A 21,261-nucleotide genomic window follows, 5' to 3' on the forward strand; every position below is an offset into this window, starting at 1 on the left:
CCCCCTTCTCTCTTGCATTTTCTACTAATTTTTGCAAAAATAGAGGGGTAGAAAGAAGGTAACATATGTCTAAATTACAACAAATTGTAACATATCTCGAATCTGAAAAGTTAGACGTCGCAGTCGTATCTGACCCCGTCACTATCAATTACCTCACTGGTTTTTACAGTGATCCACACGAACGCCAAATGTTCCTCTTTGTCCTTGGAGACCAGGAACCACTTCTCTTTGTCCCAGCCCTTGAAGTTGAGCGAGCAACTAGCACTGTTTCATTCCCGGTTGTTGGTTATGTGGACTCTGAAAACCCTTGGAAAAAAATCCAAAACGCCTTGCCACAACTTGATTTCAAACGTGTCGCAGTTGAGTTTGACAACCTTATTTTGACTAAATATCACGGTTTGAAAACTGTCTTTGAAACTGCTGAGTTTGAAAACTTGACTCCACTAATTCAGCGTATGCGCTTGATCAAGTCAGCTGACGAAGTGCAAAAGATGATGGTAGCAGGTGTCTATGCAGACAAGTCTGTCAAAGTTGGTTTTGACAATATCTCTCTTGATAATACTGAAACTGATATTATCGCACAGATTGATTTTGCCATGAAACGCGAAGGCTATGAAATGAGTTTTGATACTATGGTTTTGACAGGTGATAACGCTGCAAACCCTCATGGTATTCCTGGAGCCAATAAGGTTGAAAACAATGCCCTTCTCCTCTTTGACCTCGGTGTAATGGTGAATGGTTATGCATCAGATATGACTCGTACAGTCGCTGTCGGTAAACCTGATCAATTCAAGAAAGACATTTACAACTTGACTCTGGAAGCTCAACAAGCTGCCCTTGACTTTATCAAACCTGGTGTGACTGCGCATGAAGTAGACCGCGCAGCTCGTGAAGTGATTGAAAAAGCTGGCTACGGTGAATACTTCAACCACCGTCTCGGCCACGGTATTGGTATGGACGTCCACGAATTCCCTTCAATCATGGAAGGAAATGATATGGTCATCGAAGAAGGTATGTGCTTCTCAGTTGAACCTGGTATCTACATCCCTGGTAAAGTCGGTGTCCGCATCGAAGACTGTGGTGTTGTGACCAAGGACGGCTTTGACCTCTTTACAAGTACCAGCAAAGATTTGCTTTACTTTGATTAAGCTAAATCATTTACGATAAAAAAAGGACGAGATTTTATATCTCGTCCTTTTCTGATATTTAGTTTCTCATTTCTATGCTCAGGGTAAAAAGGTCCCCCGGACCTTCTTCGCTTTCTCATTTCTAGTCTCAGGGTAAAAACACTATACTCATAAACATTGAGAAAACAACAGTTCCCTCTAATTTCATGACGCAGTCGCTGTCTGGCTTGAAATGCACTTTAGCAAGTTTTTTCAAGCCTAGTCAGCCTTGCGGGGGTGAGACAACGAAATCGAACTCTTAGAGTTACCGGACCTTCCTCGCTTCTCTATTTTCATGCTCGGGCTAAAAAAGTCCCCCGGACTTTTTTACTCCCAAAACGTATCAAACACGGTGATTGGTAAGTGGCGTTTGTGTTGGCCTTTGTACCACCATTTTTCAATGGTTGCTTGGGCTTCTGGGCTGACTTGTTTACCTTCGAGGTAATCATCAATTTCATTGTAAGTGACTCCCAAGGCTACTTCGTCTGCAATGCCTGGTTTTTCTTCTTCTAAGTCTGCTGTTGGAACTTTTTCATAGAGGGCTGGATCAGCTCCAAGTTCTTTCAAGAGTTGTTTTCCTTGGCGTTTATTGAGGCGATAGAGTGGGAGAATATCTGCACCACCGTCACCAAACTTGGTAAAGAAACCTGTGATATTTTCCGCAGCATGGTCTGTCCCGATAACAGCTCCGCTATGAGCACCTGCAAGGGCATATTGGGCAATCATACGGCTACGAGCCTTGATATTTCCTTTGTTAAAATCGGAAACTACACTTCCTGTTGCTTCGACTGCTACTGTCATAGCATCAGCAGATTCCTTGATATTCACTACTAAACTCACATCTGGCTGGATAAAAGCTAGGGCTTTTTGAGCATCATCCTCGTCAGCTTGCACCCCATAAGGCAAACGAACTGCTATAAATTTATAACTATCATCGCCTGTTTCTGCTCGCATTTCTTCCATAGCTAGTTGAGCAAGACGTCCTGCTAAGGTCGAGTCTTGACCTCCAGAAATGCCTAATACAAACGTTTTTAAGAAGGGATGCTTCTTTAAATATCGTTTTAAAAAGTCAATCGAACAACGGATTTCTTCCTTGGCGTCAATCACTGGTTTTACACCTAGTTGCTGGATAATGGTTTCTTGCAAACTCATTCTTCTTCTCCTTCGCCTAGAGCTTCCTTACGCATCTTATCAATCAAGTCCATCTTGTCTTGCCATACGTCACGAGCCAAGTCCACAGGGTAATGTTGTGGGTTCAGTACACGTTTGTATTCATCCCAGAGCTTATCAAATTCCTTACGAGCATAGGCTTGAATTTCAGGCAGACTTGGTAAGTCATAAACCAGCTTACCTTCCTTAAAAATATCTACCAAGAGAGGAACAGCATCAAAATTACGGACAGTTTTCTTGATGTAAGTATAGGTTGGATGGAACATCTTGATTTCAGTCATGCTAGCAACATCGACACCATCATAGGTAATATAGTCACCTTCTGACTTGCCTTTTTCACGACTGGTGATGCGCCAAACTTGTTTCTTACCTGGTGTTGAAACTTTCTCTGCATTATTTGAAAGTTTAATGGTATTGCGCATATGACCATTCTCATCTTCAATAGCAACAACTTTGTAAACTGCTCCAAGTGCTGGTTGGTCATAAGCAGTGATGAGTTTAGTACCTACACCCCAGACGTCAATCTTAGCTTTTTGCATCTTGAGGTTAAGGATGGTATTTTCATCAAGATCATTGGATGCATAGATCTTAGCATCCGTAAATCCTGCTTCATCCAGTTGTTGACGAACTTTTTTAGAGATATAGGCCATATCTCCAGAGTCAATGCGGACACCAAGGAAATTAATCTTGTCACCAAGTTCACGCGCAACCTGAATCGCTGCTGGAACACCGATGCGAAGAGTATCGTATGTATCTACTAGAAAGACACAGTTTTTGTGCGTTGAGGCATAAGCCTTGAAAGCCTGATAATCATTTCCATAAACTTGTACTAAAGCATGGGCATGAGTCCCTAAAACCGGAATACCAAAGAGCTTCCCTGCGCGTACATTACTAGTTCCATTGGCACCACCAATAACAGCCGCACGAGTTCCCCAGATAGCTGCATCCATCTCTTGCGCACGACGTGTACCGAACTCCATCAAAGGCTCATCTTCAATGACTGAACGAATACGAGCAGCCTTGGTCGCAATCAAGGTTTGAAAGTTGACGATGTTCAAGAGGGCTGTTTCAACCAATTGACACTGAGCCAAAGGCCCTTCCACTTGAACGATCGGTTCATTAGCAAATACTAAGTCCCCTTCTTGAGCAGAACTTACAGTCAATTCCATCTTGAGAGTACGGAGATATTCCAAGAAGGCGCCATGATAGCCAAGTGATTCCAAATAAGCAATATCGCTCTCAGAAAAGCGCAGGTTTTCTAAGTAGTTCACAATTCGTTCCAAACCTGCAAATACAGCATAACCGTTTTTGAAAGGTTGTTGGCGGAAAAAAACTTCAAAAACTGCTTTCTTGTTATGAATGCCTTGGTCGAAGTAAACTTGCATCATGTTAATTTGATACAAATCAGTGTGCAAAGTTAAACTATCATCTGGGTACATATACTGTCCTTCTTCCCTATTTGTAAAAAGATGAAAATGTTTCTTCTTTTCTCATAAATTAGTACTATTATAACACATTTTAGGCACATTGAGAAAAGATGAACATAGTGCTACCTTATTCTGTTTTGTATTTTTTTTAACACAAAAACTCTCTACCACCAAAATGATAGAGAGTTTTCAGCTTATTCAAATTTTTTCAAAATATCTACAACGTCACTTCTCTGTTTGACTTGATAGGCTTTGATGCCTAAACTTTCAGCCATGTTGGTATTATCTTTTACATCATCTAGAAAAATACAATTTGAAGGATCCAACTCGTATTTACGGAGGATTTCTTCAAACATTTTTCGATCAGGTTTGATAGCCTTAATATCACAGGAAAGAACAAACCCATCTAAAATCTTTTCTAGAGGTGCTAGTTGATCTTTCAATAATTCATAAAAAACTGGTGAGGTATTAGATAGGACAAAAATACGATGGCCTTTTTCCTTTAAACGTGCAAGAAGCGGAAAGACTTCCGTGTAAATATCGATATAGGCAGGCCAGTTCCAAATGACTTCTTCAACCTTTTTCTGATAGCAATCTCCTAATAGGGAAAGAACCTTATCAACCAATTCTTCTCGAGTCAAGGTCCCCAGGTCCAACCTTTCCCATAGTCCCGACTGAAAAATAGCCTTGTCTAATATCAGATAATCTTTCTGGGTTTTAGCTACAGCTTTCAAAATCTTATCCTTGTTCCATTCCAGTAGAACATTACCCATATCCAGTATGATCTCCATCAACCTACCTCCATCATTATGTGAACAATCTCTTTAAGCGTCCAATGTCTGTTTATAAATCTTTTTGATAATAGTGCCTTTGTCCAGTGCAGGGATAGTCTTTTAAGGTAAAGACTTCCTGGTAATCATGTTTCTGATAGAAGGCTGGCGCTTGAAACTGATACGTATTCACAAAAACGTAGCGACAATTTCTATTCTTAGCTTCACTTTCTGCTCGCTGCAATAGTTGGGAACCAATTCCTTGTCCTCGCAAGTCATCCTTCACAAACAAATACTCAATTTCTAACCAATTCCCGAAAGTCTCTGCTACTAAGCCAGCTAGGAGTTGACCTTGTTCATCTTCGATATAAAGATTAAGTGGCTCACTTTCAGCAGTTTCCCTTATAGAACGATTATAAGAGCGAATCAAATTCCCTATTTCTTGTGCTTTCTGAGACTCTGTATTCTCCAATCTAATATGCATCAAACCCTCCTCAAAGACACTTACGCCTTGATTATATTCCTATTTTAAATAACTGTCAAATTAAAAAAACTCACCAACCTGAGTTGATGAGCTTCTGACTTATTTTCTAAACTTCCATTGGCTGTAAATCCCAAAAGCGACAATCCAGATTGCTGAACCTCTAGCTCCCATTACAGTTGACTCTTGTAAGAAGAGTGTTCCAAACACAAAGATAAAGAAGAGCATGGTCAGAGGATTTAGCAAGCGATATTGAGGCATGAGATAGCCATCTGCCATAAAGTCTTTAGACTTACGATATTTGAGATGGGCTACCATGATCAAGATGTAGATAGCGATATAAACACCTGATGAAGAAGCTGTAATCAAAGCAAAGGCATCTGATACTCCAGGAAGAACATTGATGAAGGCAGCAAAACCAATCAATACGGCAGAAGCAATGATTGCATTCTGAGGAACGTTGTGGCGTGAGAGAGTATCTGCCTTAATAGCCTTCAAGAAACGATTGGGTGAATCATGGGCAATTTGATACAAGTGACGACCTGTTGAGTAAAGGGTTGAATTCAAGGCTGACGCTGCTGAAGTCAAGACAACAAAGTTAATCAAAGCAGCCGCCCACTTAAGACCAACAAGTTCAAATACCGTTACAAATGGTGAATCTGCTGCAGAAAGCTCACGCCAAGGAATAATAGACATAATAGCTAAGAGAGCTCCACCGTAGAAAAAGATAATTCGCAAAGGAATTTCCTTAACAGCCTTAGGCAATACTTTTCTTGGATCCTTAGTTTCAGATGTAGTAACACCGATAAATTCAATCATCAAGTAGGCAAAGAAAACCATCTGGAAGGCCATGACAAAGTTCATACCACCATTTGGGAAAAGGGAGAAATGCTCACTGATATTTGTCAGGCTTGCTGAACCATAAGGAGTTTCAAAGCCGGTCAAAACCATAAAAACACCTGTCGCAATCATGGCAAGAATAGCCACAATTTTAATCATGGCAAACCAAAATTCTACTTCTCCAAAGATTTTAACAGCAATCAGATTGACCAGTCCTAAAATTGTTAGAAAAACAACCTGAATCAACCAAGATGGCCAGGATGGAAACCAAAACTGAACATAGTGAGAGATGGCTGTTATTTCAGCCATTCCGATAAAGATCACCGATAACCAATAAGACCAAACTGAGAAATAGCCCCAGCCCTTACCTAGATAACGAGTAATAAAATTGATAAAGGTATGTTGCTCTGGGTCCTGGTACAACATCTCTCCGATAGCTCGCATCATGAGATACATAAAACCACCCGTAATCATATAGACAAGGACAATCGAAGGTCCCGTTAAACTAATAGAGCGACCAGCTCCCAAAAATAGTCCAGTCCCAATTGTTCCCGCAATGGCCATCACCTGAACGTGACGATTGGTTAATCCACGTTCCATTTTACTTTTCTTTTTATGTTTATTTTCTGAATTCATCTAGTCTCCTCAAGTTTTTAGAATGAAGAAAAGGAGTGATAGGAAGCGCTTTCCCTGTATCTACTCCTTCTTTTCTATCCTATTAAACTGTTTTTTCAACTTTTAAAATCTTAACATCATAGCTTCCAGCAGGTGTTTCGATTGTAGCAATATCACCTGTTTTCTTACCAATCAAGGCTTGACCAATTGGGCTTTCATTTGATACTTTACCTGCAAAAGCGTCTGCACCAGCTGAACCAACGATAATGTAAACTTCCTCTTCGTCTTCTCCAACTTCTTGGATGGTTACAGTTTTTCCAATGGCAACTTCATCTTGAGCAACTGCATCGCTATTAACGATTTCTGCATAACGAATTTTTGTCTCCAAGCTTGAGATTTGTCCTTCAACAAAGGCTTGTTCATCCTTAGCTGCTTCATACTCACTATTTTCGGACAAATCACCGTATGAACGAGCAATCTTGATACGTTCTACAACTTCAGGACGACGCACTAATTTTAATTCTTCTAATTCTTTTTCTAGTTTTTCCTTTTCTTCCAATGTCATTGGATAAGTTTTTTCTACCATTTTTCTCAACTTTCTTTTAATTTTTTAAATATATTTTACTTTTTTAAAGCAAAATTATGTGGAAAACCACATAATTTTAGTTTGTGCTATTTGATTGATGTAATTTACTATTGATATGTTCTTGAACGTTACGGTCATGTTCTTCTCGTGTTGTTGCATAGTAAACTTTACCATCTTGAACATTGGCCACAAAGTAGAGATAATCACTCTTTGTTTGATTGATACTTGATTCGATAGCATCTAAGCTTGGACTATCAACCGGTCCAGGCATAAGACCTACTTTTGTATAAACATTGTACGGTGAATCGATAGAGATATCAATAGCTGCATCATCAGCAAGACTGATGTTTTGACCAAGTTTACCTTCTGCATAAAGGATAGCAATATTACTTTGAAGAGGCATATTTTGATTCAAGCGATTGTAGAAAATTCCAGCAATCAACTTACGATCCTCTGTTTTTGCTCCTTCTTTCTCAACAAGTGACGCAATTGTCAAGAGCTCATTAACAGTTAAGTTCTTTTCCTTGATAGCCGCATAATGTGGAGAGAGGTTCTTGTCCATAGCTGCAAGCATGTTATCAATTAAGCTTTCAATTGTAGTGCTTTCTTTGATAGCATATGTTGCAGGGAAAAGATATCCTTCTAAGCGATAACGGACACCGCTATCTTTAGCTGGTAAGCTTTCAAGTAAGTTTGGATATTTGGCAACCTCTTGGGCAATAAAGGTCTCATCTTGGACCTTAGCCATGAAAGCTTCTGCTGTCATAGGCTCTTTAAATTCACCTTGAAGTTGACCAACAGTATGAGCAATCTGTTCCAAAGTATAACCTTCAGGAATCGTTAATTCTGCAAGAGTAACTTCTTGAGGTTCAGGTGTGCCACCCTTTTGTAATTCTTTAATCACATCCTCAACACTCATGCTCTTTTGCAAGTTGTAATAACCAGACTTCAATTCAGTGTAGTTTTTATACTTGGCATATACTGTAAAGACCAAACCATTTTTAATGACTCCAGATTTTTCCAAAGCTGAACCAATTTGTTGTGTATTGGCTCCATCTGGAATTTGAACTCTCACATATTGTTTAGAATTTGGGTCTACAGGTTGTAGGGCTGATTTAGCATAACTAAGGCCAAAGAATCCACCAGCACCAAATAGAATCAATAGTACCAACGTTGTTACTAAACATCCTTTTAAGCGAGATTTTTTCTTTTTCTTAATTGGTTTTACAGATTCTCTACGACTTCTTCTAGGAAGTTCTGCCGCTTCAGTTTTATCTTCAGCATGATTTTCATTTGTAAACTCTTCTTTTCTTGAGGCAAAGCTTACTGCTTCATCTTCATCGGGAGAAGCATCTTGAGTTTGGTAAGAAACTGAAACCCTAGTTGGAATCGAGTATTTTTCTTCTTTTTCAGAGATTGTTTGAGGTGACTCAACTACCTCTTCTGCAGTTTCTTCTGTAACAGTTGGACGCGGAGGGACAACTGGTGCATTATCAATCAATTGGTCCACAGTTGAAACTGTTTTTGCAATTAACTCTTCTTCAGAAATACTTGGTTCTTTTTTTTCTGGAGTTGATTTAGAAGAATCTTCTAAAGCTGAAAAGAGATCATCAGTTTGTTCGGCTTCGTTGGCCTCTCTTTTAAGTCGTTCTAAATCGCGTAAAATTTGCTCTTTAAAACTTAACTTTTCTTCTTCATTTGAATTTTCGCTCAAAGGTATTTACCTCCTTGTTGATAATCCTTAATATTATATCTTAAAAACTAGAGAAAAGCAACCTTATAAGCCTTTCTCCCCTCTAATTCCTATTTTCCCAGACCATGTCATACCATTCTTCTCCAGCAAATTGAGACTTAGACTTGCCTTCATTCACAAAACCATGCTTTTCATAGTATTCAATGAGGTAGTCGTGGCAGGTCAGATTGATCCCCTCACGTTCATGCTTGAGAGCCACCTCCTTTAAGGCAGTTAAGAGTTTTCTTCCAAGCCCCAAGGATTGAGCCTTCTTTGCAACAGACAGACATGTCACAGATATATACCCACCTTCTTGATGACTGTGGTCTTCTATTTCTTCTGTAAAGGATTGGTCCTGCAAATAGCGATGAGGGACTACTGGACCTTCAATATAACCGAGAATCTCACCTTCTTTTTCTGCAACTAGAAAACTAGTTTTAATCTCCTTTAAATGTGCTTCAAAAACAGAGCGAGGTATGGCTTCTTCAATTGAGAAATTCTCTAATTCAATTTCCAAAATACGATCTAAGTCACTAAGTCTAGCTTGTCGAATAATCATAATTCCTCCTGGTAAAAAGGATTTCTCCAACACATAAGAAAGGCAACTTCACTGCTCCTTTCCTCTTCTACAATTCCTTGTTCCAGAAACCCATTCATTTCAAAGTAGGAAAGCAACTCATCTTTACAGAGCAAATAAATAGCTGGACTATTTTTCTGACAGGCAACTTCCTTGAGACTTGCAAGTAACAAGGTTCCAAAACCTTGTTTCTGAAAGTCTGGATGTACGGATATCTCTTCAAGGATGATTGCGTTATCTCGCCTAAAACCTTCCTTACTAATAGTTACTATCCATTTGTCTAAAGAGTCGTTCGTGAGAATCGTCGCTGAGATATAAGCAATCCCTTGCTCATTCAGACTAGCTAAGAGAAACGTATCCGCAAAATTGCGGATACGTTCTTCTAATATTTCTCGAGTCAATATATCTTTGGAATTCTGGCTACTCTCTTGTATCAAACAAATTTGTTCAATATCTGAAAACTGAGCTTCCCTGATGTTGATTGAAAACTCCATATTTTTCCTTACTGAACATTGCTTGTCAAATTAGACAAAAGACGTTCAAATGAATATTCGTAGGTTTGGATATCGCCAGCTCCCATGAAGACATAGACAGCATTATCATGGTCTAGGAGAGGAGATACATTTTCAACAGTGATGACTTGATGTTTTTTATGAATCTTATTTGCCAAATCTTCAACCTTGACATCTCCATGGTCAACTTCACGAGCTGATCCGTAGATTTGTGCGAGGTAAACTGCATCTGCTTGATTCAAGGCTTGGGCAAAATCATCCAACAAGGCAATTGTACGAGTAAAGGTATGTGGTTGGAAGATAGCAACAATTTCTTTACTTGGGTATTTCTGACGTGCTGCGTCAAGAGTCGCTACAATTTCAGTTGGATGGTGAGCAAAATCATCGATAATAACAGTATCATTGACAATCTTTTCTGTAAAGCGACGTTTCACTCCGCCAAAAGTCTTCAAGTGTTCACGCACTAGATTCAAGTCAAAACCAGCAGTATAAAGTAAACCAATCACTGCTGTTGCATTCATGATATTGTGGCGACCAAAAGTTGGAATGTGGAATTGACCCAATTCTTGACCACGGAAGTGAACTGTAAAAGTTGAACCTGTCGTAGAACGTAGAAGTTCGCTAGCTACAAAGTCATTGCCCTCTGCTTCAAAGCCATAATAATAGATTGGAGCATCAGACGTAATCTTACGCAACTCTGGATCTTCACCATAGACAAACAAACCTTTGCTGATTTGTTTCGCATAATCATTGAAGGCGTTGAAGACATCCTCTAAACTTGTAAAATAGTCAGGGTGGTCAAAGTCGATATTAGTAATAATAGAGTACTCTGGGTGATATGGCATAAAGTGGCGTTCATACTCGTCAGATTCAAATACAAAATACTTGGCATTTTCAGAGCCACGACCTGTACCATCTCCAATTAGATAGCTAGTATCAGTAATGTGTGACAAGACGTGAGAAAGCATCCCAGTTGTTGAGGTCTTACCGTGTGCACCAGCAACCCCCATGCTGATAAAGTCACGCATAAAGCTACCAAGAAACTCATGATAACGTTTGTAGCTTAGCCCATTCTTATCTGCATAGGCGATTTCAACGTTGTTATCTGGACGAAAGGCATTCCCAGCGATAATTTCTAAATCACCTTGAAGATTTTTCTCATCGAAAGGTAAAATTTTAATTCCTGCTTGCTCTAGCCCACGTTGTGTAAAGTAATATTTTTCCACATCAGATCCTTGGACCTTGTGCCCCATTTGGTGCAACATCAAAGCCAAGGCACTCATTCCTGATCCTTTAATTCCGATAAAATGATAGGTTTTTGCCATCTTTTTCCCCTTTACTCTGTCATCGTTGTCAAGTTTAATTCTTGAGCAATTTTACGTTCTTTTTCTGTTTGATTTACTTTTTTGTTATAAATCTGGCTTTTCTTTAGAAAATCATAATTATTCTTTTTTAGTCCGAGATGCTCTTCTTTGGTAGTTTGCTGCATCTGAGGTGTCATTTCAGCCAAAATATAATGGCTCTGAGTTAGTTTGTCACTATATTTGGTAAGCTCACCAGGATTTTCCTTTTGAAAAGGAGTTGTTGGCTGATTTGCCTGTCTAACTATATTATTTGAAGATTTATGACGTTTCGTAAAACTAACATCTTGAGTCAAATACTTTGCTGAACGTTTTCGTTTCAAATCAGCTCTTGCTTCCTCACGAGCTAGTTCAGCATAGGATTTTTCCTTGTGTTCAGACAGTTTCTCTGGCGCTTTAGTCAGTGACTTTTTTTCAGTAGTAATTGGGGAACACTCCAAGTAATTTTTATCTTGGTATTCTCCCTTGATGTTACTAATGAGATCCGACTCATCATATAAATTCATAAATGGCATCTCTGTCAGCATAATTTCATCATCTGACACTATTGGAAATCGTTCTAGCTTCATTTTTATTTCCTTTCAATACTCCATTATAGCGTAAAGTCTTGATTTTTCAAGTCTTGGCTTCAGAAATTCCTAATATTTCTTGAATTTCAGAAAGTGTCAGACTTCCACGAGACTCTGTTCCGTCCAAGACTTCTGAGACCAGATTTCTTTTCTGCTCTTGTAGCTCTTGAATCTTCTCTTCAATTGTTCCTCGAGTTACTAGGCGATATACTTCAACAGCTTGTTCTTGTCCCATACGATGAGCCCTACCAATAGCCTGCGATTCAACTGCTGGATTCCACCATAGGTCGACCAAAATAACTGTGTCCGCACCAGTAAGATTGAGACCAACTCCACCAGCTTTTAGAGAAATCAAAAATACATCGCATTCTCCTTGGTTAAAAGCCTTGGTCATTTCTTGGCGGTCCTGTGAAGGAGTTGAACCTGTAACCTTAAAGGAAGTTAAGCCAAGCTGTGGTAACTCCTCTTCTATGCGGTCCAACATTCCCCTAAATTGAGAGAAGATAAGTACACGATGATTTCCTTCAGCAATCTGACTCAGCAAATCTCGTAAACTATCCAGCTTCCCACTATCTCCCTTGTAATCCTCCATAAATAAGGCTGGAGTATCACAAATCTGGCGGAGACGCATGAGACCTGTTAAAATTTCGACACGATTTCGTTGAAATTCTGCAACTGTCACATGCTCTATACGTTCTTGCATCTGTTGCAGTTGAGCTAGATAGATGGCCTTTTGCTGATCTTCCAGTTCATTTTTATAAACGACTTCTATCAGGTCAGGCAATTCAGTTAGGACTTCTTCTTTTTTACGACGCATGACAAATGGTTTGATAAACTGAGCCACTCTCTCAGCCGGTAATTTCATAAAGTCTTTTTTTGCTGGTAAAAGTCCTGGCAAGACTATTTGAAAAATAGACCACAATTCGCCAATGTTATTTTCAATCGGTGTTCCAGATAGAGCAAAAACTGATGGTACCACAAACTTTCTCAACGTTTTCGCAATTTTAGTCTGGGCATTTTTCATCACCTGGGCTTCATCTAGAAATAGAAAGTCAAAAGATAAATCCTGATAAATCTCGCTATCTTGCCTGAAAGTAGCATAACTAGTCACATAAATCTGATGTTTTTCTGCTAAAATAGTCTCGCGATAAGGCTTCAATCCATGCACAACAACTACATCCAAATTTGGTGCAAATTTTTGAAACTCATCGGCCCAATTATAGATGAGACCCGATGGAGCAAGAATCAAGACACGGCTATTCTCCTGAAGCTGGCTACTCAGAAAGGCAATAGCTTGCAAGGTCTTACCAAGTCCCATATCATCCGCTAAAATCCCACCAAATCCATAATGGTGAAGCATTTGAAGCCATTGAATCCCCTTTTTCTGATAATCTCTGAGATCAGCTTTGATATTCAGAGCTGTCATCGGAAAATCCTCTGGATGCGTCAAATCGTGGGCCAAATGACGAAATTCTTCGGTAAATGTTACTTGGTCTTGATCCTTAAAAAGATGAGAAAGGGTATAAGCCAAAGATTTCCGTGCATGGAAAGAATCACTCTCTATCTCTTCCATTCCCAAATCATCCAAATCCTGACGGATACGTTTGGTCTCTTCGTCGAAATAATAAACCTGGTTAGTGGAAGAAATATAATAATCTTGCTTTTCAACCAGAGCCTTCATTGCTCGATTGATTTCTTCTTGATCTATATCTTGAAAATCAAATTGAATTTCTAAAAGACTCCCCTTGGATGAGATATGAATTTGAGGTTTCTGAACCTGATAAAGATTTTGCAAGCTCTCAGAAATCTTTAATTCTCCTAGTGCTTCAAAGGCTGGTAATACTTCCTGAAAGAACGTATGGACTGCTTCGGCTTTCAAACTCTGACGCCATGAACGAAAGTCTGCTTCAAATCCAGCAGATAAAGCCAACTGAAAAATCTGTTTTTCTAGTTGAATATCACTCGCAAAAGGGAGATTCTCTAGTTCATTTCGAGTAGTTACTAAGCAAGTTTCATATTGGAACTGCATATCTAAACGAATAGATCCGTCCTCTTCTCGTTCCATGTAGAAAGAGGGACGAAAAGATTGGATTTTAAGAGACTCAGGTGCCTCTACTTTTCCGAGTTCTTTAAACTGGAACAGAGTCGAAGCTAAGAGATCTCGAACGCTACTATCAAACTGCAAGATTTTCCTGCCACTATGATCTAAAGGAACTTTTCTAAGCGCATCTAATAAACTAGCCTGTTTTTTCGTCATCAGGTAAAATTTGCCTTTAGAGAATAAGACTTGTCCCCCATAAAAGACATTGACCCCTGTCCGTTCGAGGATTTCCATCTCATAATAGTTGGATTGTTCTTTAATCTCAAAAGAAAACAAACCTGCTTGACCATCAAAATCTTGGAAAAGAAGATGATGATATGTTGTAAGCTGGTGATCAAATTGGAATACATCTAAGCCCATCAGAAGACTGACACCTTGCTCAAAAAAAGTCTTAGGGAAATAGAGATGTCGCCCTTGATTTTGGAAAAAAGTAGGATTGTCTCTTTTCTCCTCAATCAAGCCTAGCAAGAAACTCAAAACTTCTTGGCTGGCTTTATCAAATTGTTCAAGTCTTAATGAAGACTCGTAATGTTTTCCTATCATGTAAGGTTTTGAAAGCTCTATGACTTTTAAGAAAAGAGGGATATCCCTAATCACATAAAACTTTTCTTGCTTAGAAAGACCAATTCTTAAGGTCCAGATAATACGATTAGTTCCTGCTTCTACCTGACCCTGTGCAGAAAGCTGATAAATGTTGGATTGACATGGCATTTGGATAGACTTTAAGAATTCTCCTCCAAAAGTCACTTGCGTCTCAACAGTCTCCTTCTCTTCCTGATTAGCCTCCAGATTAAGTAAAATTTTTTGTCCTAGTTGGTCATTTTTTAGGTAATATTCCAATGCCGCTAAATGAACACAGTAAGCTCTTTTTTTGAAAAAAGCACAGGTACAAAAAATCAAATCATCATCCAAACTATAGCGAATTTCTTCATCCGCTACACGCGCATAGATACGATGCTCTTGTTCTTTGATGATTTCAATCTGACCAGTTTCGTAGAATTCTACTCCCTCCATTCGAAGCTTTCCTGGAATCAATTTAGCCATAGTTTCCCCTTTACTTTATCTCTTAATTATACCACATTTCTGCCTATAAAAATAGCCTTCTAGGAGTACTTTTCTCCTAAAAGGCTAGATTTTTAATAATTTGAAAAAGTGGCAATGATTCGTTGACAAACTTCTTCCAAGACAGATGTCGGCATGGCTACATTCAAGCGAGCGTGAAGGGTTCCTTCTTCACCAAAGTCCAAGCCCCTATTCAGGATAACCTTGGCTTCGTCTCTTAAGACTTTTCTTAGTTCTTCATCGCTAATATCATAGGCTGAAAAATCAAGCCAAATAAGATAGGTCCCTTGAGGTTTCATGACCTTGATTTTAGTTTCTTTACCAAACAAATCGACTACATAATTGATGTGTTTCTCGATTAGTTCTTTGAGTTCTGACAACCAATCTTCCCCATAACGATAGGCTGCTTCTGTTGCCAAATATCCTAAACCTGAGATTTCATGTTGATTATTAGCCAGCTGACGTTTTTGGAAAGCCACTCTCAACTTAGGATTCTCGATAATAGCGTAAGAATTTTTCGTTCCCGCAATGTTGAAAGTCTTGGTAGCGCTACTTAAAATCAGTGAAAATTCTTTGAAGTCTTCATTTACCGTATTGAATGACTGGTGCTTGTTTCCAAACAAGGCCAAGTCTTGGTGGATTTCATCAGACACCAACAAAACTCCATGTTTTTGACACAGTTGTCCAATCTTCTCTAAGACTTCCTTCTCCCAAACACGTCCACCAGGATTATGAGGGTTGCAGAGAACATAGAGTTTCACTTCCTCTTCGACAAAATCTTTCTCCAATTGATCAAAGTCAATCTCAAAAAGTCCGTCTTTTTCTACTAGAGAGTTGGTGATTAGTCTACGATTATTAAGCTTAATACTACGAGCAAAAGGAGGATAAACTGGAGTGTTTATGAGCACTGCTTCACCCTCTTTGGTAAAGGCTTGAATGGCTGTTGAAATAGCTGGCACTACCCCTTCAATAAAGACTAGAGCATCCTTATCAAAGCGATAACCATGATGTTTTTCCTCCCAGTTTTGAACGGCTTCAATCAAGCCATCACTAGCATAGGTATAGCCATAGACTAATTGCTCTGCATAGTCATGGACTGTCTGACGAATCTCAGGTAACACTTCAAAGTCCATATCAGCAATCCAGGCTGGCAATACTTGACGGTCAGTCTCTGCTTCTTTCCATTTATAGGTATGGTGTCCAAAACGATTGGGCAAGGTCGTAAAATCATATTTTCCCATAGTTTTATCCTTCCAAGGCTTGACGCAAGTCTTCAATCAAATCTCTAACATCCTCAATACCAATAGACAAGCGTAAAAGGTCATCTGTCAATCCATAAGAATGACGAACCTCTGCAGGAATATCTGCATGGGTTTGAGTAGTTGGATATGTAATCAGACTTTCAACCCCACCTAAACTTTCAGCAAAAGAGAATACTTTCAAGGTATTTAAGATATGAGGAATACGCTTCTCATCAGCTACTTTAAAGGAAATCATCCCCCCACGTCCTGTATACAGGACTTCTTTAACTGCAGGTGATTGTTCTAAAAAGGCTACAATTTCTTGGGCATTGGCTGTTGAGCGCTCCATACGAAGTGACAAGGTCTTAAGACCACGAATCAATTGATAACTATCAAATGGTGACAAAACAGCCCCAGTCGTATTGAGATTGTAAAAGAGTTTTTCGTATAAATCCGCACTGTCTGTCACAACTACACCAGCTAGAACATCATTATGTCCTGCAAGGTATTTTGTCGCTGAATGAAGGACGATATCTGCCCCGTCTTCAATTGGACGTTGGTAAATCGGGCTATAGAAGGTATTATCAACGACAACTTTAGCACCTTTTGCATGAGCTAGTTTTGACAATTTTTCAATATCAAATTCCAACATCAAAGGGTTGGTTGGTGTTTCGATATAGAGTACATCCACATCCTTTTCTAGCTCAGCAATTAACTCTTCTTCTGTGTTGGCATAGGTAAAGTGGAAACGTCCTTCCTGCTCCACTTGATTGAACCAACGGAAAGAACCACCGTAAAGGTCACGGACAGCCAAAACCTTGCTTCCTACTGGGAAGACACTAAAGGCCAACACAATCGCAGACATACCTGAACTAGTTGCTAGAGCATAGTGGGCTGATTCAATAGCTGCCAAGACTTCCTCTGCTTTGCTACGAGTTGGGTTTTTAGTGCGAGTATAGTCAAATCCAGTGGATTGACCAAATTCTGGATGCTGATAAGTCGTTGAAAAGTGGATTGGTGTAACCAAAGCACCTGTTGCTTCATCAGACTTGATCCCTGCTTGTGCTAAAATTGTGTTGATGTGAAATGATTTACTCATACAATACCTCCAAATCTATAGTAACTATTGTACCACTTATTTTGGATCCTTCGTTTTCTTGTTTTCAAGAGCTAGTTATAGTTTCAAACTATACAAAAACGATAGCTTCCTGAGAAACTATCGTTTTTCCTGTTGAATAGACTGATTATTTAACGTGTTTTGCTAATTCTTCTTGGGCTTTTTTATTAGATTCTTCTTTTTCTTTCAGCCATTTTTGTCTAGCTTCTTCATATTCAGCTGTTGTGACAATCTTATCTTGCAGTTTAACGTATTTGTATGATTCAACACCCTTGTTACCCGCTTGAGAGAAAGCAGCAGAGAATGGAACTGTTTTTCTGATTCCTGGTGTTCCACCAAGAGATACGCTTGGAAGCGTGAGAGAGCTATCCACCAACCAAGCTTGTGCTTCAGCGTATTTGTCATAACGTTTTGTCAAATCTTGTTCAGTATTGGCTTCTTCTAGCATCTTAGTGTAGGTATCCAAGCCAACCGCAGTTGCTTTAGCATTACTTTCACCAGGTTCTAAGCCAAGGTTTTGCAATGAACCACCATTTGTAAGGTTAAGCGTATCAAGATAAGTTGATGGATCCTGGTAGTCAGGGCTCCAACCACCATTGTAGAGGTCATAGTCTTTTTGAGCCGCTGTATTGGCAAGGTAACCGATGCTATCCATTTCTTCAGTGCTCAACATTTGAATATCGATGACGACATTATCTGTACCCAAGACAGACTCGATAGATTGTTTGAAGGAACTTGCCTCTTGGACACCCTTCTTATATGATTGGTCTACTGGCAAGTCTAGGTGAATAGGGAATTGTACGCCTTTAGCTTCCAATTCTTTCTTGGCTTGTGCAAAAGCTTCTTTGGCCTTATCAGCATTATAATAGGCATCTTGTGCATCCGCAAAGTTCACATTTTGCCATACTTGGCCGTAGTTAACCATCTTAGAAGCGACGACATCCCCAAAATCTTTACCATCAAGTGTTACAAATGAAGGTGGAACAAGCAAGTTTCTGATAATCTTTGTTGCTCCCTCTTCCCCTTGTGACTGAGCTCCATAAGCTGTACGGTCATAGGCAAAGTTAATGGCTTGACGGAATGATTTGTTTAAAACTGCTTCTTGTTGGGCTGTCTTTTCAGCGTCTGTCGTTTTTGATGTGTGGTTATAAGATTTTCTATCTAAGTTAAAGTTAAAGTAGAAAGAAGTTGCAGTTTGCATACTGTAGATAATATTATCCTTGTATTTCTCTTGCACACCTGCAAAACTTGAACTATTTGGATAGAGACGGGCAAAACTATAGACACCTTCGCTAAAGTTACGAACAAGCGCATCTTGGTCGCTTCCATCATAGTAAGTCAATTTGACATCATCTACAAATACATTTTTTGCATCCCAATAGTTTGGATTTTTCTTGTATTCAAGAACAGATTTCGAAGTGAATGATTTGAGAATAAATGGACCATTATACAAGATGTTTGCTGGATCCACCTTACCAAAATCATCCCCTTTTGAGTTCAAGAAATCAGCATTTACTGGGAACAGAATAGTTGCAGTTGTTTTTGAATTCCAATAAGGTTCTGGTTGAGTCAAAGTATATTGAACAGTCTGGTCGTCAATAGCTTTTACTCCAACTGTTGAAAAGTCTGTAGTTTTTCCGCTAACATAGTCTGCCAAACCAGCAACAGAATCTTGCACTAGATACAAGGCTTCTGAATTTTTATCCGCGGCATACTTCAATCCTGTCACAAAATCTTGTGCTGTCACTGGTGCATACTCTTCACCATCTGCTGTATACCATTTGGCGTCCTTACGAAGTTTGTAAGTATAAGTCAAACCATCTTTGGAAACAGTCCAATCTTCTGCCAATGAAGGAATGTAGTTCCCGTATTGATCATTTTCCATCAAACCATCAACCAAGTTTGTCACAACATCACCTGTTGTTGCACGGTTTTCTAGGAGATAGTTAAGACTTGAGGGGTCATTACTATATACATAATTATATGTCTTTGTAGAACTAGCTGAGTTGCTACAAGCAGTCAATAATAAACCAGCACTTAGGACAGCGCCTGCCAGCGTCAGATATTTTGCCTTAGACTTTTTCATAAACAGAACCTCCAAATTTAAATATTTGTATCATTATACAGTTATTGTTTTTTTTAGTCAAGTCTTATGCTCTAAAAATTTATTTTTTTCTACATTTTTTATATTTTTTTGTATTTTTTCAAGAAAAAAAGAACAATTTAGACCTTTGTACGTAAAAAGTTCAAATCGTTCGTTTTATTTATTAAATATTATGATAATTTTAAGCGCGCTCGTAACTGGTCCGCTTTTGCCTGACCAATAACCTTATCCAAGAGTCGAGTATAGAGACTCATGACTCCGTAGAGCCCACCTCCGATTACACCGATTAGAGCGACATATATGAAGCTCCAGAAACGTCCAGTTGGTTGGAAGACAAATCCAATAATCCATTGCAAGAGTCCTACTAGAATAAACATAACTAAAGTCAAAATAGTAACCAAGATTGTTCTCTTCAGAATAATCTTTCGACGCGCACCTGTAATCTGACAGATTTCACGGTACATTAAAACAATTGGGATGATGAGGCCGATGGTCGTTGAAATTAATGGTCCATAACTGTGGAAAATCGCTATTGATGGTAGTTGTAAAACAATCTTAGCAAGCGAACCATAGATAAAATATAGAACTGCCTTACGGTTACGGAACATAGCCTGAAGCATTGGTGACAAGACCATGTACAAACCTAGGATTGTTGACTGCAAGACTGCAAAGATAAACAAGCCCAAAGCCAAACTATCAGGTTTACCGTAGAAAACTGTATAGAGCGGTTCTCCTACCATGACTACTCCAACTGTTGCAGGTAGTAGGAATAAGAAGAGCAAGGTGATACTATCTTGAACGAGACGAGAAGCTGCTGGCAAATCCCCTTTGACATAGTTCTCGGTCAAGAGGGGCAAACCAACGCTACCGATTGATACTCCTACGGAAATCAAAATCATGGTGATTTTATTAGGATTGGCAGAGAAATAAGAAAACATGACAACCAAATCTTCATTACTATAGTTAGTAAACCACTTCATGCTATTGATAAAGGTCATTTGGTCCAAGATTTGGAAAAGCTGAATAGCTGAACCTGTTATGATAAAAGGAATAGCTTCCTTAATCGTATCAACCAAAAGACTCTTACTATCAATCTTATCTCGGGTTTCAAATACCTTTTGAAGCAATCCTTCCTTGTAAAGGAAATAAAACAAGACTGCAAAACTAGCTACCATTCCCACAAAGGCAGCAAAGGTAGATTGGGTAACTGCTGATAGATAATCTTTTGAACCTAGCTTCATGATGATAAAGGTCGCTAAGAGCATCCAAATGACACGGATAACCTGCTCAGCGATTTGGCTCATAGCATAAGGCTTGAGATTATTCATCCCTTGGAAAAATCCACGGATAACACTCATAGATGGAAAAATCAAGACCGCCCACGCTAAACTTTGCATAATTGGAATTAAGTCCTTACCGACTCCGGAAAGGTCCGCCAACCAAGGTGCAAAGAGGTATAAGATCAAGGCAAAGGCAAGTCCTAGCACAGTCATAAAGCCCAAGAAACTTCGAATCAGGGCAAAACTATGCTCTTCTTCTTGCATGGTATTGTATTTAGCAACCTGCTTAGCTACAGCCACCGGGATACCTGCTGTCGAAATCAACAAGAACCAGGCGTAGATATTATAGCCCATGGTAAAGAGACCGTTAGCAGTTGCAGCATAAGTCCCCATCCAGATATACCAGGGAATAATGTAAATAGCCCCGAGCAGGCGACTGATAAAGTTACTAGCTGTAAGCCAGGCAGTCCCGCGTAACATCTGGGCCTGCTGATGATTATTTTCGTTAGACATAACTTCCTCATTCATTTTTAATCACTAGGAAAAGTTC

At 39.3% G+C, this 21,261-nt stretch carries 17 protein-coding genes; 1 reads left to right on the top strand and 16 read right to left on the bottom strand.

From position 1 onward, the window contains the following. The first annotated feature begins 65 nt into the window (after nucleotides 1-65). A complete protein-coding gene (locus ACTO1Y_RS03740; RefSeq protein ID WP_254726201.1) occupies nucleotides 66-1,148 on the top strand; it encodes a M24 family metallopeptidase in 1,083 nt (360 codons plus the stop codon). A 345-nt stretch (nucleotides 1,149-1,493) separates the two neighbouring features. On the opposite strand, the gene nadE is transcribed toward ACTO1Y_RS03740, so the two are convergent. The 16 genes from nadE to ACTO1Y_RS03820 all read right to left on the bottom strand — a co-directional run bounded on the left by nadE (nucleotide 1,494) and on the right by ACTO1Y_RS03820 (nucleotide 21,224). Further along, the gene (gene nadE, locus ACTO1Y_RS03745; RefSeq protein ID WP_441348402.1) at nucleotides 1,494-2,318 is read right to left on the bottom strand and encodes an ammonia-dependent NAD(+) synthetase; all 825 of its coding nucleotides are present in this window, start codon (nucleotides 2,316-2,318) and stop codon (nucleotides 1,494-1,496) included. After that, on the bottom strand, nucleotides 2,315-3,775 hold the full coding sequence (locus ACTO1Y_RS03750) for a nicotinate phosphoribosyltransferase (RefSeq protein ID WP_441348403.1): 1,461 nt from the start codon (nucleotides 3,773-3,775) through the stop codon (nucleotides 2,315-2,317). The genes nadE and ACTO1Y_RS03750 overlap by 4 nt, the downstream gene beginning before the upstream one ends. A gap of 182 nt (nucleotides 3,776-3,957) precedes the next feature. Further along, nucleotides 3,958-4,554 (bottom strand): HAD family hydrolase, encoded by a 597-nt coding sequence (locus ACTO1Y_RS03755; RefSeq protein WP_441348404.1) that lies wholly within the window; start codon nucleotides 4,552-4,554, stop codon nucleotides 3,958-3,960. 52 nt (nucleotides 4,555-4,606) lie between these two features. Then, nucleotides 4,607-5,017, bottom strand: a complete 411-nt coding sequence (locus tag ACTO1Y_RS03760; protein WP_303942364.1) for a GNAT family N-acetyltransferase — start codon at nucleotides 5,015-5,017, stop codon at nucleotides 4,607-4,609. A 99-nt stretch (nucleotides 5,018-5,116) separates the two neighbouring features. Then, nucleotides 5,117-6,490 carry an amino acid permease gene (locus tag ACTO1Y_RS03765; protein WP_303942362.1) on the bottom strand — a complete coding sequence of 458 codons (1,374 nt, stop codon included), beginning with the start codon at nucleotides 6,488-6,490 and terminating at the stop codon, nucleotides 5,117-5,119. An 82-nt stretch (nucleotides 6,491-6,572) separates the two neighbouring features. Then, on the bottom strand, nucleotides 6,573-7,055 hold the full coding sequence (gene greA / locus ACTO1Y_RS03770; RefSeq protein WP_004252406.1) for a transcription elongation factor GreA: 483 nt from the start codon (nucleotides 7,053-7,055) through the stop codon (nucleotides 6,573-6,575). 76 nt (nucleotides 7,056-7,131) lie between these two features. Further along, nucleotides 7,132-8,769: an endolytic transglycosylase MltG gene (mltG, locus tag ACTO1Y_RS03775; protein WP_441348405.1), complete on the bottom strand. Its 1,638-nt coding sequence runs from the start codon at nucleotides 8,767-8,769 to the stop codon at nucleotides 7,132-7,134. A gap of 82 nt (nucleotides 8,770-8,851) precedes the next feature. Beyond that, nucleotides 8,852-9,346 (bottom strand): GNAT family N-acetyltransferase, encoded by a 495-nt coding sequence (locus ACTO1Y_RS03780; protein WP_441348406.1) that lies wholly within the window; start codon nucleotides 9,344-9,346, stop codon nucleotides 8,852-8,854. Continuing rightward, nucleotides 9,343-9,858: a GNAT family N-acetyltransferase gene (locus ACTO1Y_RS03785; RefSeq protein ID WP_441348407.1), complete on the bottom strand. Its 516-nt coding sequence runs from the start codon at nucleotides 9,856-9,858 to the stop codon at nucleotides 9,343-9,345. The genes ACTO1Y_RS03780 and ACTO1Y_RS03785 overlap by 4 nt, the downstream gene beginning before the upstream one ends. A gap of 8 nt (nucleotides 9,859-9,866) precedes the next feature. Beyond that, nucleotides 9,867-11,201 carry a UDP-N-acetylmuramate--L-alanine ligase gene (murC, locus tag ACTO1Y_RS03790; RefSeq protein ID WP_006150197.1) on the bottom strand — a complete coding sequence of 445 codons (1,335 nt, stop codon included), beginning with the start codon at nucleotides 11,199-11,201 and terminating at the stop codon, nucleotides 9,867-9,869. An 11-nt stretch (nucleotides 11,202-11,212) separates the two neighbouring features. Beyond that, nucleotides 11,213-11,806, bottom strand: coding sequence for a cystathionine gamma-synthase (locus tag ACTO1Y_RS03795; RefSeq protein ID WP_441348408.1), 594 nt, complete (start codon nucleotides 11,804-11,806; stop codon nucleotides 11,213-11,215). A 46-nt stretch (nucleotides 11,807-11,852) separates the two neighbouring features. Next, on the bottom strand, nucleotides 11,853-14,951 hold the full coding sequence (locus tag ACTO1Y_RS03800; protein ID WP_441348409.1) for a DEAD/DEAH box helicase: 3,099 nt from the start codon (nucleotides 14,949-14,951) through the stop codon (nucleotides 11,853-11,855). A gap of 92 nt (nucleotides 14,952-15,043) precedes the next feature. Beyond that, nucleotides 15,044-16,210, bottom strand: a complete 1,167-nt coding sequence (locus ACTO1Y_RS03805; protein WP_441348410.1) for a MalY/PatB family protein — start codon at nucleotides 16,208-16,210, stop codon at nucleotides 15,044-15,046. 4 nt (nucleotides 16,211-16,214) lie between these two features. After that, nucleotides 16,215-17,309 carry a cystathionine gamma-synthase gene (locus ACTO1Y_RS03810; RefSeq protein ID WP_441348411.1) on the bottom strand — a complete coding sequence of 365 codons (1,095 nt, stop codon included), beginning with the start codon at nucleotides 17,307-17,309 and terminating at the stop codon, nucleotides 16,215-16,217. Nucleotides 17,310-17,454: 145 nt separating this feature from the next. Further along, nucleotides 17,455-19,413, bottom strand: coding sequence for a peptide ABC transporter substrate-binding protein (locus ACTO1Y_RS03815; protein ID WP_441348412.1), 1,959 nt, complete (start codon nucleotides 19,411-19,413; stop codon nucleotides 17,455-17,457). 188 nt (nucleotides 19,414-19,601) lie between these two features. After that, nucleotides 19,602-21,224: a putative polysaccharide biosynthesis protein gene (locus ACTO1Y_RS03820; protein WP_441348413.1), complete on the bottom strand. Its 1,623-nt coding sequence runs from the start codon at nucleotides 21,222-21,224 to the stop codon at nucleotides 19,602-19,604. Between the last annotated feature and the right edge of the window lie 37 nt (nucleotides 21,225-21,261).

Origin of the sequence: Streptococcus sp. V728 (assembly GCF_052077995.1) — a bacterium.
GTDB classification, from domain to species: Bacteria; Bacillota; Bacilli; order Lactobacillales; family Streptococcaceae; genus Streptococcus; species Streptococcus infantis_B.

Excerpts from the sequence above, each read along its gene's own strand:
- ACTO1Y_RS03740 (WP_254726201.1), top strand. The coding sequence starts at position 66 with ATGTCTAAATTACAACAAATTGTAACATATCTCGAATCTGAAAAGTTA.
- nadE (WP_441348402.1), bottom strand. The coding sequence starts at position 2,318 with ATGAGTTTGCAAGAAACCATTATCCAGCAACTAGGTGTAAAACCAGTG.
- ACTO1Y_RS03750 (WP_441348403.1), bottom strand. The coding sequence starts at position 3,775 with ATGTACCCAGATGATAGTTTAACTTTGCACACTGATTTGTATCAAATT.
- ACTO1Y_RS03755 (WP_441348404.1), bottom strand. The coding sequence starts at position 4,554 with ATGGAGATCATACTGGATATGGGTAATGTTCTACTGGAATGGAACAAG.
- ACTO1Y_RS03760 (WP_303942364.1), bottom strand. The coding sequence starts at position 5,017 with ATGCATATTAGATTGGAGAATACAGAGTCTCAGAAAGCACAAGAAATA.
- ACTO1Y_RS03765 (WP_303942362.1), bottom strand. The coding sequence starts at position 6,490 with ATGAATTCAGAAAATAAACATAAAAAGAAAAGTAAAATGGAACGTGGA.
- greA (WP_004252406.1), bottom strand. The coding sequence starts at position 7,055 with ATGGTAGAAAAAACTTATCCAATGACATTGGAAGAAAAGGAAAAACTA.
- ACTO1Y_RS03780 (WP_441348406.1), bottom strand. The coding sequence starts at position 9,346 with ATGATTATTCGACAAGCTAGACTTAGTGACTTAGATCGTATTTTGGAA.
- ACTO1Y_RS03785 (WP_441348407.1), bottom strand. The coding sequence starts at position 9,858 with ATGGAGTTTTCAATCAACATCAGGGAAGCTCAGTTTTCAGATATTGAA.
- murC (WP_006150197.1), bottom strand. The coding sequence starts at position 11,201 with ATGGCAAAAACCTATCATTTTATCGGAATTAAAGGATCAGGAATGAGT.
- ACTO1Y_RS03795 (WP_441348408.1), bottom strand. The coding sequence starts at position 11,806 with ATGAAGCTAGAACGATTTCCAATAGTGTCAGATGATGAAATTATGCTG.
- ACTO1Y_RS03800 (WP_441348409.1), bottom strand. The coding sequence starts at position 14,951 with ATGGCTAAATTGATTCCAGGAAAGCTTCGAATGGAGGGAGTAGAATTC.
- ACTO1Y_RS03805 (WP_441348410.1), bottom strand. The coding sequence starts at position 16,210 with ATGGGAAAATATGATTTTACGACCTTGCCCAATCGTTTTGGACACCAT.
- ACTO1Y_RS03810 (WP_441348411.1), bottom strand. The coding sequence starts at position 17,309 with ATGAGTAAATCATTTCACATCAACACAATTTTAGCACAAGCAGGGATC.
- ACTO1Y_RS03815 (WP_441348412.1), bottom strand. The coding sequence starts at position 19,413 with ATGAAAAAGTCTAAGGCAAAATATCTGACGCTGGCAGGCGCTGTCCTA.
- ACTO1Y_RS03820 (WP_441348413.1), bottom strand. The coding sequence starts at position 21,224 with ATGTCTAACGAAAATAATCATCAGCAGGCCCAGATGTTACGCGGGACT.